The 11,155-nt window shown below is 72.3% G+C and carries 13 protein-coding genes; 4 read left to right on the top strand and 9 right to left on the bottom strand.

Annotation, left to right across the window (positions count from 1 at the left end; all coding sequences use genetic code 11):
• Positions 1-88 precede the first annotated feature (88 nt).
• Positions 89-1,309 carry an exo-beta-N-acetylmuramidase NamZ family protein gene (locus AC068B_RS40265; RefSeq protein ID WP_478676426.1) on the bottom strand — a complete coding sequence of 407 codons (1,221 nt, stop codon included), beginning with the start codon at positions 1,307-1,309 and terminating at the stop codon, positions 89-91.
• Between the two features lie 125 nt (positions 1,310-1,434).
• Here AC068B_RS40265 and AC068B_RS40260 point away from each other — a divergent pair, with 125 nt between their 5' ends.
• The 3 genes from AC068B_RS40260 to AC068B_RS40250 are packed head-to-tail and all read left to right on the top strand — an operon-like array spanning position 1,435 to position 4,499.
• A complete protein-coding gene (locus tag AC068B_RS40260; protein ID WP_478676429.1) occupies positions 1,435-2,202 on the top strand; it encodes an SDR family oxidoreductase in 768 nt (255 codons plus the stop codon).
• Positions 2,199-3,881: a class I adenylate-forming enzyme family protein gene (locus tag AC068B_RS40255; protein WP_478676425.1), complete on the top strand. Its 1,683-nt coding sequence runs from the start codon at positions 2,199-2,201 to the stop codon at positions 3,879-3,881. Before AC068B_RS40260 ends, AC068B_RS40255 begins: the two co-directional genes overlap by 4 nt.
• A 21-nt stretch (positions 3,882-3,902) precedes the next feature.
• Entirely contained in the window at positions 3,903-4,499 is a 597-nt protein-coding gene (locus AC068B_RS40250) for a TetR/AcrR family transcriptional regulator (RefSeq protein ID WP_478676424.1), read from the top strand.
• Positions 4,500-4,520: 21 nt separating this feature from the next.
• Here AC068B_RS40250 and AC068B_RS40245 read toward each other — a convergent pair whose 3' ends face one another.
• The 3 genes from AC068B_RS40245 to AC068B_RS40235 all read right to left on the bottom strand — a co-directional run bounded on the left by AC068B_RS40245 (position 4,521) and on the right by AC068B_RS40235 (position 7,210).
• Entirely contained in the window at positions 4,521-5,747 is a 1,227-nt protein-coding gene (locus tag AC068B_RS40245; RefSeq protein WP_478676423.1) for an acyl-CoA dehydrogenase family protein, read from the bottom strand.
• 9 nt (positions 5,748-5,756) lie between these two features.
• Positions 5,757-6,785 carry a phosphotransferase family protein gene (locus AC068B_RS40240; RefSeq protein WP_468567943.1) on the bottom strand — a complete coding sequence of 343 codons (1,029 nt, stop codon included), beginning with the start codon at positions 6,783-6,785 and terminating at the stop codon, positions 5,757-5,759.
• Between the two features lie 128 nt (positions 6,786-6,913).
• The gene (locus AC068B_RS40235; protein ID WP_356258079.1) at positions 6,914-7,210 is read right to left on the bottom strand and encodes a hypothetical protein; all 297 of its coding nucleotides are present in this window, start codon (positions 7,208-7,210) and stop codon (positions 6,914-6,916) included.
• Positions 7,211-7,349: 139 nt separating this feature from the next.
• Here AC068B_RS40235 and AC068B_RS40230 point away from each other — a divergent pair, with 139 nt between their 5' ends.
• Positions 7,350-8,285, top strand: a complete 936-nt coding sequence (locus tag AC068B_RS40230) for an NADP-dependent oxidoreductase (RefSeq protein WP_478676422.1) — start codon at positions 7,350-7,352, stop codon at positions 8,283-8,285.
• Between the two features lie 28 nt (positions 8,286-8,313).
• Here AC068B_RS40230 and AC068B_RS40225 read toward each other — a convergent pair whose 3' ends face one another.
• The 5 genes from AC068B_RS40225 to AC068B_RS40205 are packed head-to-tail and all read right to left on the bottom strand — an operon-like array spanning position 8,314 to position 11,097.
• Positions 8,314-8,652, bottom strand: coding sequence for a DUF202 domain-containing protein (locus tag AC068B_RS40225; protein ID WP_478676421.1), 339 nt, complete (start codon positions 8,650-8,652; stop codon positions 8,314-8,316).
• Positions 8,640-9,032: a YidH family protein gene (locus AC068B_RS40220; protein ID WP_478676420.1), complete on the bottom strand. Its 393-nt coding sequence runs from the start codon at positions 9,030-9,032 to the stop codon at positions 8,640-8,642. Before AC068B_RS40220 ends, AC068B_RS40225 begins: the two co-directional genes overlap by 13 nt.
• A gap of 37 nt (positions 9,033-9,069) precedes the next feature.
• A complete protein-coding gene (locus tag AC068B_RS40215) occupies positions 9,070-9,606 on the bottom strand; it encodes an NUDIX hydrolase (protein WP_478676419.1) in 537 nt (178 codons plus the stop codon).
• A 52-nt stretch (positions 9,607-9,658) separates the two neighbouring features.
• Entirely contained in the window at positions 9,659-10,429 is a 771-nt protein-coding gene (locus AC068B_RS40210) for a glucose 1-dehydrogenase (protein ID WP_356258092.1), read from the bottom strand.
• Complete coding sequence (locus tag AC068B_RS40205; RefSeq protein ID WP_478676418.1) at positions 10,426-11,097, bottom strand: TetR/AcrR family transcriptional regulator; 672 nt, start codon at positions 11,095-11,097, stop codon at positions 10,426-10,428. The genes AC068B_RS40210 and AC068B_RS40205 overlap by 4 nt, the downstream gene beginning before the upstream one ends.
• Between the last annotated feature and the right edge of the window lie 58 nt (positions 11,098-11,155).

The raw sequence follows: 11,155 nt of genomic DNA, 5'->3' as shown, positions 1-11,155 counted from the left end.
TGGTGCAGTCCTAGACAGCTCCACCACACCGGAGGTCTTCGCCATGATCAAGCCCCGCCAGCGTTAACAACGCTCGTGATCAATACACCTAGGAGTAGCGCAGGTAGCGGCGGCGCACCGCCCGGAAGCGGGCGAGTCCGTCCTGCCAGGCGCCCGTGATCTCGTCGGTGTCCGCGCCCGCGTCGACCATCGTGCGCACCAGCGCCGACCCCGTCAGCCTGTCGATCCAGTGGTCGGGGCGCCAGGCGAAACCGCTCCAGGTCTTCCTGGCCGTCACCAGGAGCGCGATGCCGGTGCGCACCGGGTCGTACGACTCCCGGTCGTGCACGTGGAGCTGGACGCCGCCGATGGTCTTCCCCCGGAACTTGGAGAAGGTGGGGGCGAAGTAGGCCTCCCTGAAGTGCACGCCGGGCAGGCCGAGCGTGCCCAGCGCCGCCGCCCACCGCCGGTCGATGCCCGCGGCGCCGAGCAGCTCGAAGGGCCGTGCGGTGCCCCGCCCCTCCGAGAGGTTCGTGCCCTCGAACAGACAGGTGCCCGCGTAGACGAGAGCGGTGTCGGGCGTCGGCATGTTCGGGCTCGGCGGCACCCACGGCAGCCCCGAGGCGTCGAAGAAGTCGCCGCGCCGCCACCCCTGCATCAGCACCGTCTCCAGCTCGACGGGGCGCTCCAGGAACTCGCCGTTGAACAGCAGCGCGAGCTCCGCGACCGTCATCCCGTGCGCCTGCGCGATCGGCTCGCGCCCCACGAAGCTCGCGAACCCCCGGGCCAGGACCGGCCCGTGCGCCTCCCCGCCGGTCACCGGATTCGGCCGGTCCAGGACCACGAAGCGCAGCCCGGCCCGCCGCGCGGCCACCATGCAGTCGTACAGCGTCCAGATGTACGTGTAGAAGCGGGCGCCCACGTCCTGGATGTCGAAGACGAGCGTGTCCGCGCCCGAGCGGGCGAAGACGTCCGCCAGCTCCCTGCCGCTCTTTCGGTACGTGTCGTGGACGGGCAGCCCGGTCGCCGGGTCGTCGTGCCGCCCCTCGGAGCCGCCCGCCTGCGCGGTCCCGCGGAAGCCGTGCTCGGGGCCGAACACGGCGACCACGTCCACCCGCTCGTCGGCGTGCAGGACGTCCACGACGTGGCGGGCTTCGCGGGTCACCCCCGTGGGGTTGGTGATGACGCCGACGCGCCGCCCTGCGAGGAGCGCGTAGCCGTCGGCGGCCAGGCGCTCGAAGCCGGTGCGCAGCGGCCGCGCACCGGTTCCCCGAGGGGCCGTGGCGGTGCCCGCGGTGGCGGCGAGCAGCCCTCGCCTGGAGAGGTTCATGGCCCCGCACGCTAGTGCCGACCAGGCCGAAAAGAAGCGAACCCGGGCCGTCCGCCCCCCTTTCGCCACGACATACCGACTGGTTAGTCTGCCAGCGAAGCCGAGCCGCGGGCCGAAGGAGAACGATCGTGGAAACCCTCCAGAACAAGGCAGTCGTCGTCACGGGCGGAGGGGGCGGCATCGGGGCCGCGCTGGCCCGCCGCTTCGCCGCCGAGGGGGCGCGCGTCGTCGTCAACGACCTGGACGGCGCCAAGGCGAAGACCGTCGCCGACGAGATCGGCGGCATCGCCGTGCCGGGCGACGCGTCCACGATCGTGCCGCAGGCCCGCGAGGCGCTCGGCGGCACCGTCGACGTGTACTGCGCCAACGCCGGGCTCGGCTCCGGCGGCAGCGAGGCGGCGCCCGAGGAGGTCTGGGCCGCCGCCTGGGACGTCAACGTGATGGCCCATGTGCGGGCAGCCCACGAACTGCTCCCCGACTGGCTGGAGCGCGGCAGCGGCCGCTTCGTCTCCACCGTCTCCGCCGCCGGTCTGCTCACCATGATCGGCGCCGCGCCCTACAGCGTCACCAAGCACGGCGCGTACGCCTTCGCCGAGTGGCTCTCCCTCACGTACCGCCACCGCGGCATCAAGGTCCACGCGATCTGCCCGCAGGGCGTCCGCACCGACATGCTCGCCGCCACCGGCACCGCGGGCGACCTCGTGCTCACCCCCACCGCCATCGAGCCGGACGACGTCGCTGCCGCGCTCTTCGAGGGCATGGCGGAGGACCGCTTCCTGGTCCTGCCGCACCCCGAGGTGGCCGCGTACTACCGGGCCCGCGCCGAGACCCCCGACAAGTGGCTGAAGGGCATGAACCACATCCAGCAGAAGTGGGAGGAGACCGAGCGGTGAACGACCTCACGCCCACCGGGTCCCCGTACGCGGCCAAGCCCTGGCTGGCCCGGCTCAACGACGTCCAGCGTGGCCCCGTGCACCCCGCCGCCTCCGTGCCCGACGCGTTCCGCGACGCCGTCGCCCGGGCCCCCGAGCACACCGCCCTCGCCTACTTCGACGGCCGCCTGAGCTACCGCGAGACCGACGCCCTCAGCGACTCCGTCGCCGGACACCTCGCCGCCCGCGGCGTCGCCCGCGGCGACCGCGTCGCGATCCTCCTGCAGAACACCCCGCACTTCGTGCTCGCGCTCCTCGGCGCCTGGAAAGCGGGCGCCACCGTCGTCCCCGTCAACCCCATGTACCGGTCGGCGGAGGTCGGACACGTCCTCGCGGACGCCGGAGTGACCGCGCTGATCTGCTCGGACCGCGCCTGGGAGACGTATCTGCGCGACACCGCGGCCGACTCGCCGGTCCGTGTCGTCCTCACCGCCTGCCAGCTCGACCTGCAGACCCGCAACGACACCCGCGTCCTCGACTTCGAGCGCCTCCCGGCCGCCGCCGACGCCGACGACCTGACCGCGGTCGCGCGCCAGGGCCTCCCGGCCCCGGACGACCGCGCCCTCGCCCCCTCCGACGTGGCGCTGATCAGCTACACATCGGGCACCAGCGGCACCCCCAAGGGCGCCATGAACACCCACGGCAACATCACCTACAACGCGGAGCGCCAGCGCACCGGATCCGGGATACCGGAAGGCGCCTGCTACTTCGCGATGGCGCCGCTCTTCCACATCACCGGCATGGTCGCGCAGGTCGCCGCGTGCATCGCCAACGCGGGCACGCTCGCGCTCGCCTACCGCTTCGAGGCCGGGGTGGTCCTGGACGCCTTCGCCGAGCACCGGCCCGCCTACACGGTCGGCCCCTCCACCGCCTTCATGGCGCTCGCCGCCCACCCCTCGGTGACCCGCGCCCACTTCGACTCCTTCTCGATGATCTCCTCCGGCGGCGCGCCGCTGCCCCCGGCCCTCGTCGAGAAGTTCCGCGCGGCCTTCGGCCCCTACCTCCACAACGGCTACGGCCTCACCGAGTGCACCGCGCCCTGCGCCTCCGTGCCGCCGGGCCAGGAGGCCCCCGTCGACCCGGTATCCGGCACCCTGGCCGTCGGCGTCCCGGGTCCCGAGACGGTCGTACGCATCCTGGACGACCTCGGCGAAGAGGTGCCGTTCGGGGAGCACGGCGAGATCGTCGTCCGCGGGCCCCAGGTGGTCCCGGGCTACTGGCAGCGGCCTGACGCCACCGCCGAGGCCTTCCCCGACGGGGAACTGCGCACCGGCGACATCGGGTTCATGGACCCGGCGGGCTGGCTCTACGTCGTCGACCGCAAGAAGGACATGATCAACGCGTCCGGCTTCAAGGTGTGGCCGCGCGAGGTCGAGGACGTCCTCTACACCCACCCCGCGGTCCGCGAGGCGGCCGTCGTCGGGATCCCCGACAGCTACCGCGGAGAGACCGTGAAGGCGTACGTCAGCCTCCGCCCCGGCAGCGGCACAGGCCCCGCCGACCTGACCGCGTACTGCAAGGAACGGCTCGCCGCGTACAAATATCCGCGCGAGGTCGAGGTACTGGAGGAGTTGCCGAAGACGACAAGTGGGAAGATCCTCCGGCGGGAACTGCGTTCCCGCCCACGAAACGGCAAGTGACCCGAAAGGCAGGTGGCGGCAGTGGCCCGAACGACGGACGGTGACGGCACGCCCGTACCGCAGCGGCTCCTCGCCGCCGCCACCAGGCTCTTCGCCGACCAGGGCTACGACCGCACGTCGGTGCAGGAGATCGTCGAGGCGGCCGGGGTCACCAAGGGCGCGCTCTACCACTACTTCGGCTCCAAGGACGACCTGCTCCACGAGGTCTACGCCCGGCTGCTCCGCGTCCAGCAGGAGCGGCTCGACGCCATCGCGGACGCGGACGCGCCGGTCGCCGAGCGGGTCCGCGACGCCGCGGCGGACGTCGTGGTCAGCACCATCGACAACCTCGACGACGCGTCGATCTTCTTCCGCTCCATGCACCACCTGAGCCCGGAGAAGAACAAGCAGGTCCGGGCCGAGCGGCGCCGCTACCACGAGCGGTTCCGGGCCCTGATCGAGGAGGGCCAGGAGTCGGGCGTCTTCGCCACGGCGACCCCGGCGGACCTGGTGGTGGACTACCACTTCGGCTCGGTCCACCACCTGTCCACGTGGTACCGGCCCGACGGCCCGCTGACCCCGCAACAGGTGGCCGACCACCTGGCAGACCTCCTCCTGAGGGCCCTGCGGGCCCCGTAGGGGGCGTGCCCCGCAGGGGCGCTACACGTACCGCTTCAGCTCCCGCCGGGCGAGGGACCGCTGGTGCACCTCGTCCGGCCCGTCCGCCAAGCGCAGCGTCCTCGCCGCGGCCCACAGCTCGGCGAGCGGGAAGTCCTGGCTCACACCTCCCGCGCCGTGCAGCTGCACCGCCCGGTCGAGGATGTCCACCACCGCGCGCGGCGTCGCGATCTTGATGGACTGGATCTCCGTGTGCGCACCCTTGTTGCCGACGGTGTCCATCAGCCAGGCCGTCTTCAGGACCAGCAGGCGCAGCTGCTCCACGGCGACCCGCGCGTCCGCGATCCACTCCTGCACGACGCCCTGCTGGGCGAGCGGCTTCCCGAACGCCGTGCGCGACACGGCCCGCCTGCACATCAGCTCGATGGCCCGCTCCGCCATGCCGATCAGCCGCATGCAGTGGTGGATGCGGCCGGGACCGAGCCGCGCCTGCGCGATGGCGAAGCCGCCGCCCTCCTCGCCGATCACGTTCGACGCGGGGACGCGGACGCGGTCGAAGACGACCTCGGCGTGACCGCCGTGGGAGTGGTCCTCGTAGCCGTACACCTGCATGGCGCGCCGGACTTCGAGGCCCGGGGTGTCGCGCGGGACGAGGACCATGGACTGCTGGCGGCGGATGTCGGCGCCGTCAGGGCCCTCGGCAGTCGCTGTCTTGCCCATCACGATGAAGATCTTGCAGTCCGGGTTCATCGCCCCGGATATGTACCACTTGCGCCCGCTGATGACGTACTCGTCGCCGTCGCGCTCGATGCGCGTGGTGATGTTCGTGGCGTCGGAGGAGGCCACCTCCGGCTCGGTCATCGCGAACGCCGAGCGGATCTCACCGGCGAGCAGCGGCTCCAGCCACTGCTTCTGCTGCGCCTCGCTGCCGAACTGCGCGAGCACCTCCATGTTGCCGGTGTCGGGCGCCGCGCAGTTCAGCGCGGTGGGCGCCAACTGCGGGGAGCGGCCGGTGATCTCGGCCAGCGGCGCGTACTGGAGGTTGGTGAGACCCGCCCCGTGCTCGGCATCGGGCAAGAACAGGTTCCAGAGGCCCTGCCTGCGGGCCTCGGCCTTCAGCTCCCCGACCACCGCCGGGGTGTCCCACGGCGAGGCGAGCGCGGCCCGCTGCTCGTCGGCGACGGCCTCGGCCGGGTACACGTGGTCGTCCATGAAGGCGAGCAGCTTGCCGCGCAGCTCTTCGGTGCGGGCGTCGAATGCGAAGTCCATGGCTCTGTCTCAGCCTTCCTGTCCCTGGAGCGTGGTGCGGCCGTGCTCGATGAACACGGGCACCAGCTCGCCGATCCGGTCGAAGCCCGCGCCGACCGTCTGGCCCAGCGTGTAGCGGTAGTGGATGCCCTCCAGGATCACGGCGAGCTTGAACCAGGCGAACGCCGTGTACCAGGAGACGGCCGACACGTCGCGCCCCGAGCGCGCGGCGTACCGCTCGACGAGCTCGGCCGGGTCCGGGTGGCCCGGCGCGCCCGCCGTGGTGCTGACGGGGGAGTCGGGCACCTCCAGCTTCGCGCTGTACATCACGAGCAGGCCCAGGTCGGTGAGCGGATCGCCGAGCGTGGACATCTCCCAGTCGAGGATGGCCTTGATCCGGTGGTCCTCGCCGATCAGCACGTTGTCCAGGCGGTAGTCGCCGTGGACGACGGTGGGCGCGGGGGAGTCGGGGAGCGCGCGCCCGAGCGCCGCGTGCAGCTCGTCGATTCCGGCGAGCTCGCGGTTGCGCGACGCGTCGAGCTGCTTGCCCCAGCGGCGCAGCTGCCGGTCCAGGAACCCTTCGGGGCGCCCGAAGTCGCCGAGCCCGACCGCCGCCGGGTCGACGGCGTGCAGATCGACGAGGGTGTCCACGAGGCCGAGCACCGCGTCACGGGTGCGCTCGGGTCCGAGCGGCGCGAGCTCCTCGGCGGTGCGGTACGGGGTTCCGTCCACGAACTCCATCACGTAGAAGGGCGACCCGATGACGGAGTCGTCCTCGCAGAGCAGGACGGGGGTGGGCACCGGCACGTCCGTCGGGTGCAGCGCCGCGATCACCCGGTGCTCGCGCTTCATGTCGTGCGCGGTGGCAAGGACATGGCCGAGCGGGGGGCGCCGGACCACCCAGCGCGACGTGCCGTCCGTGACGGCGTACGTGAGGTTGGAGCGGCCGCCCTCGATGAGCCGGGCGGTGAGCGGGCCGCCGACCAGACCGGGCCGCTCGCGGTCGAGGTGGCCGCGCAACTGGTCGAGGTCGAGGCCCGGCGGGTGGTCTGAGCTCATCTTCGCTCCTGATCGGCGTGGTGGTGGCGTGCCACTACGGGGTGGCGGGCGTGCCACTACATGATGCCGACCAGTCGGTATGCCGTCCAGAGGCTACCGCGCCCCGTCGTGGGGCGCGGCCGGAGAGCTCAGTGGTCGTCCCAGTGCCCGTCGTGCGGCGCGTGCCGGTGCCCGTCGTGCAGATAGTCGACGTGGTCACCGTGCGTCACGGAGTCGTGGCCGCAGCCGTCCCCGTGCTGGTGGTCGTGGCCCTGGTGGGCGGTGTGGCCGGTCGGCTCGCACTCGTCGTAGTGGTCGGAGTGCAGACGGTGCATGTGGCCGTCGTGCGCGTAGTCGACGTGGTCGCCGTGCGGCACCTCGGGGTGACCGCAGGCCGGGCCGTGGACGTGGTCGTGCACCGGGTGTTCGTGGTGGAGCGTGGTCATGACGCGCACCTTCTGTGGCTTCCGGGAGGGGGACCCTCTGTTGACCCTCTCAGGCTAGCCCCCGATGCCCCGCTATATCCGGTATGGGAGTCTTGTCAGGCTCGTCGGTGTTTCCCTGACCTCCGCGAAGGCGACCCCCATGAAGGCGATCAGCTACCGCAGCTACGGCGGACCCGAAGTCCTGGAGTACGGAGAGGTGCGCGACCCCAAGGTCGGCCCCGACTCCGTCCTGGTGAAGGTGCGGGCCGCCGCGGTGAACCCCGTCGACTGGAAGTGCCGGGACGGCCACCTCGACGGCATCCTGGACCCGGTCTTCCCCGTGATCCCCGGCTGGGACGTCTCCGGAGTGGTGGTGCAACCGGGCGCCGCCGCCCCGGAGTACGCCGTAGGGGACGAGGTCATCGGCTATGTGCGCGAGGACTTCCTCTCCCGCGGCACCTTCGCCGAGTACGTCGCGGCGCCCGTCCGCACCCTCGCCCGCAAGCCGCGCAACCTCACCTTCGAGGAGGCCGCGGGGCTGCCGCTCGCCGGACTCACCGCCTACCAGGTCATCACCCAGGCGCTGGAGGTGACCGAGGGCGACGTCGTCCTCGTGCACGCGGCGGCGGGCGGCGTCGGCTCGATCGCGGTGCAGCTCGCCCGGCACGCGGGCGCCCGCGTCATCGGCACCGCGAGCGAACGCAACCACGACTTCCTGCGCGAGCTGGGCGCCGAGCCGGTCACGTACGGGGACGGTCTTGTGGAGCGGGTCCGCGGGCTGGCTCCCGAGGGCGTCGACGCGGCCTTCGACACGGTGGGCGGCGACACGCTCAAGGCGTCCGCGGAGCTCCTCGCGCCAGGCGGCCGCCTCGCGTCCATCGCGGACGGCGGGGTGATCGGGCTCGGCGGCCACTACTGCTTCGTACGTCCCGTCGCCGCCGACCTCCAGCGCCTGTCCGAGCTCGCCGAGCAGGACGTCGTGACCGTCCACGTCGACGAGACGTTCCCGCTGGAGCGGGCGGCCGACGCGCACCGGCTGAGCGCGGAGGGCCGGGCCCGCGGAAAGATCGTCGTGACGGTGGATTGGGCGGACTGAGGCCGCTTGACCGGTCCGGCCGCACTCCTCAGAGGAGCATCACCACCGCGCACACCGCCAGCGCGAAGGTGCACAGCGCGGCGGCCCGCGCCGCCCGGAGCGACATCACCCGGGGCCGGGGCGCCGTCAGCGTGATCATCCTGTGGTGCGCCACCGCCAGGAAGCCAAGCCAGAGCAGCAGGCACAGCGCGCAGGCCAGCACGGAGAGCGCGGTGGCCCCGCCGTGCAGCACCGCGCGGGCGGCGAGCACCGCGGCCACCGTGCACGAGAGGGTCGTACGCCGCCACGCCAGACGGGTCCGCTCCGGCTGCAGCCCGGGATCCCGGACCTGCCCGGGGCCCCGGTGGGCCTGCGTCACCCCTCCCACCCGAAGAGCACGACCACCACCATGGCGACCGCGACCACCGCGACCGCCAGGCTCAGCACCGTCGGGAAGCGGCTGGTCGGCAGGTCCTCGCCGCGCCGCATGGCCCGCTCGCAGCGCACCCAGTGGTTGACCGCGCGCAGCGAGCACAGGACACCCGCGGCGAGCAGCGTGAGCGCGAGCCCGATCCGCCACCCCCAGCGCAGGTCCGGCAGGAACTGGTCCACGGCGAAGCCGCCGCCGATCAGCGCGAGCGCGGTGCGCAGCCAGGCGAGGAAGGTGCGTTCGTTGGCGAGGGAGAAGCGGTAGTCGGGGGTGTCGCCGTCGTCGCGGATGCGCTCGGGCGCGAACCACAGCTTCAGGCTCTGTACGAAATTGCTCACGGCCGCACCATAGGCCGTGTCGATCAAGACAGGCCGGTCAGGCCGCGCGGAAGGCCCTCAGCCGGTGGTAGGCGTCGAGCCCGTCCGGCACCCACTCCCACTCGCCGAGCCGCCGCTCCAGCTCGTCCTCCGTGATGAAGGCGTGCCAGGCGACCTCCTCGACCTGCGGCCGCACGGGCAGGTCGCAGCGCACCTCGTAGAGGTACGACCACCAGGACTTCCCCGCGCCGTCGTCGTACAGGAACTTGAACAGCGGCGTGGGGCGCGGCAGTCCGTGGACGCCGAGCTCCTCCTCAGCCTCGCGCAGCGCCGCGTCGTCGTAGGACTCCCCGGCCCCGACCACACCCCCGACGAACATGTCGTACAGCGAGGGGAACACCAGCTTGACGGGGGTGCGGCGGTGCACGAAGACGCGGCCCTCGGCGTCGCGCGCCAGGATGAACGTGCAGCGGTGGCGCAGCCCGCGCGCATACGCCTCACCGCGCGCGGCCTCGCCGACCACCTCGTCGTTCTCGTCGACGATGGTGATCATCTCTTCGCTGGGGTCGGGCACGGGCCCGCTGCTCGCCGTCATACGGCCATCCAACAGCAACGCCGGGCGGTGGGGTCCGCCGGGCGGCGGGGGCTCACTGCCCCATGACGTACTTCACCGTGGGCCCGGCCGTCCAGCCGCCGTCGACGGCGAGCTCCGCGCCCGTCACGTAGGAGGCGGCGTCGGAGAGCAGGAAGACCATGGCGCCCGCGATCTCGTGCGGCTCGCCGACCCGGCCCATCGGGGTGTTGGGGTAGTTGCCCTCGCCCTTCTCGATGCCGACCTGGGCGGTCATCGGGGTGTACGTCATGCCGGGGTGGACGGAGTTGACGCGGATGCGGGCCGTGCCGAGCTCCACCGCGCCGATCTTGGTGAGGCCGCGCACGCCCCACTTCGACGCGCCGTACCCCGCGGTGAGGGCGAGGCCCATCAGACCCGCGGCCGAGGAGATGTTGACGATGGAGCCGCCCCCGGCCTCCTTCATGGCGGGCACGACGGTCTTCATGCCGATGAAGACGCCGGTGAGGTTGATGTCGAGGACCTTGCGGAAGTGCTCGACGGACTCCGACTCCAGGAACTGGCCGGTGGATATCCCGGCGTTGTTCACCAGGCCGTGGACGCCGCCGAACTCGGCGACCGCCAGGTCGGTGACGCGCTGCCAGTCCTCCTCGGACGTCACGTCGTGGTGCGCGAACCGGGCGCGCTCGCCGAGCTCGGCCGCGGTGGCCTTGCCCTCCTCGTCCAGCACGTCGGTGAGGACGACGTTGGCGCCCGCGGCGACGGCCTGGCGCGCGGCCTCGGCGCCGAGGCCGCGCGCGGCGCCGGTGATGATGACGGTCCGGCCGGTGAGGTCGTGCTGGCTCATGAGGGGTCTCCAGAGGTGGGGTGCGGGGCCCGCAGCAGGGCTGCGGTGGTCTCGACGAGATCGGCCAGGAAGACGTCCTCGCCGGTCAGAGGGGTGATGTCGGCCAGATACTGGCGGGCGCGGTCGCCCAGGGCGGCGCCGACCATCGTGAGCGCGAGATCGAGCCGTTCCAGGCGGAGCGGCTCGGGCAGCGCGGGGGAGAGGGCCACCAGGCGGTCTTCGAGGAGCCCGATCAGCGTCCAGTAGACGGTGCCGTCGAGCGTGGGATGCGGAGTGCGGGTGCGGACGCCGCTCTCGTGGCTGAGCTGGGCGGAGATGCGCAGACAGCGCCGCCCCCGCTCGGTGCGGAGCTCGGTGGCCTCGGTGCGGACGAGGGCGGTGAGCAGCGCGTGCAGCCCGAGCTCGCCGTCGTCGCCGCTGTCGTCGCCGTCGTGGCGGGCGAGCTCGGCGGTGAGCACCTGCTCGGTGCGTTGCTGCCGGGCGGCCATCACGGCGTCGAGGAGACCGCCGCGGGAGCCGAAGTGGTACTGCACGGCGGAGGGATTGCTCTGCCCCGCGATGCGGACGATGTCCCGCAGCTGGGCACCGTCGACGCCCTGAGCGGCGAAGACCTCCTCCCCGGCACGGATGAGCTTCTCCCGGGTCTCGGGACCTGAGGTTCTGGCCATGGCTTCACTGTAATGCTGGGCATTATTAAAACGCGAGCGGGAGGCACTCCCAGCCTGT

The organism is Streptomyces sp. NPDC042371, assembly GCF_056437465.1.
Note: the sequence above shows the minus strand (reverse complement) of the source record. Positions and strands in the feature narration are given on the sequence as shown.